The sequence below is a fragment of the Nocardia sp. NPDC004711 genome (assembly GCF_053601595.1).
Genome location: NZ_JBSGCB010000177.1, coordinates 1 through 1,574 on the forward strand (window position 1 = coordinate 1; position 1,574 = coordinate 1,574).

Genomic DNA, 1,574 nt, shown 5'->3' on the forward strand with positions numbered 1-1,574 from the left:
AGCTTGGTCTTTAACCTCCGGCTCGGTTGCGTTGGTAGAGGGTTGTGAGTCGTTTGACGGTTTTGCCGACGTCGTAGTGGATGGCGCGGTGACGGTTTCGTTGTCCGCGTGGTCGCCCTGGGCCGGCTCGGGTGGGTTTGGGTGCGCTGGCGGGACAGCCGATGGTGGCGCGGAGGTTTCGAAACCCTCGGCGGACCCGGGCTGGTGTGAGCCGGTGTGGCGCAGCGGGTTTCTCCCAGCGATGGCGCAGGTCGGCTGCCAACGGTCGGGCAAGCCGTAGTTGGGTATGGGCGGCGATGATCAGCCAGGTCCAACGGTCGGCGGCCTGCGGGGTGCGCAGCCTGGGGCGGGTCCAGCCCAGAGTCTGTTTGAACAGCCGGAAGGTGTGCTCGAGGTCGAATCTGCGCAGGAACGCCTGCCAGATTCTGTCGATGTCCTCGGCGGCGGCGCCGGTCTTGGACGACCACAGCCAAATCGGTGGCGCGTCACGGTCTTTGGACAGATGCTCGACCTGAAGGCGGATCAAGGTGCCCTCGAGCACGGGTAGCGGCTCGTCGTGGTCGAGCCAGGCCGCGCGGCGGGTCAACCGCGGGTGAACCCGATCCCATGCCTGCGCGCTCGCCTTGCCGTAGTTGGCGGTCGCGGTGATCGTGGCAACTGTCGGCTGCGGCCAGGACTGCGGGTCGGCGAAGCGGAACTCCGGTCCGTGCATGGGTGGGCGGCCGTTGGTCCCGGGAAGCCGGACCGGTTTCGGCAGTCGCATCACTCGATCCGAGCGCAGCCTGCCCACTATCTCGACCGGCAGGTCACGTAGCATCCACCCCAGTCGGCAGACGTCGTAGCCGGCGTCGGCGACGATCATGATGTCCGGGTCACCGGGCCGCCATTGACCCGCGGCGATCAGCCGCTCCAGGACCTCACGCAGCTGGGTGGCGGTGACCGCGGCCGCATCATCTTTCGGACCCAGGCGCACCGCGTCCAGGATCTGCGTCCATGAACTGCCACCGGGTTCGAGCACGGCCACGAACGAATACGGCCAGCCCGGAATGAACTGCGACGCCGACTTCGCACGCCCGTAAACGTGGCAGAACAGTCGATCCGGTGAACACGCCGCATCCGAGCGCAACCATGCCGACACATCCACCGCCAACACGAGGCGACCATCGCTGAATCTCGGTAAACCGATGCCGGACAACAGTTTCCGAAACCGCGGGATATCTACCTGACCGTCGTTGAGGCCGTCGTAGAGTGCTCCGTGGCCGCGGCGATGCTCGGGCGTCAACGTCAATTCCGGTATCGACCGCACCGCTCCCGGCGCGCACAGCACCGCGTCGGTGAGCTCGAACAATTCATCGCCCCGCGCGGTCAGACACGCGTAGAACTCGCTGCGCACGCGTTGCAGTTCCGCGAACGCTTCCCCTGCCCCACCGCCAACCGGCAGACTCATCCTCACGGCCTTCGTCTCGATTACGTGCATCCTTGGTCGGAGCACATGATCAGGCGAAGGCCGCCTACCTGTCCGGCGAATCCTCAAGCAAGCCAATCAGTCTCGTCCAGAGGATAAAGAACAAGCT

Annotated in this window: 1 protein-coding gene; it reads right to left on the minus strand. The window is 65.6% G+C overall.

The genetic code is table 11. The features are described from left to right. Nucleotides 1-10: 10 nt before the first annotated feature. Nucleotides 11-1,447 (minus strand): NF041680 family putative transposase, encoded by a 1,437-nt coding sequence (locus ACWEKS_RS49260; RefSeq protein WP_452346593.1) that lies wholly within the window; start codon nt 1,445-1,447, stop codon nt 11-13. Between the last annotated feature and the right edge of the window lie 127 nt (nt 1,448-1,574).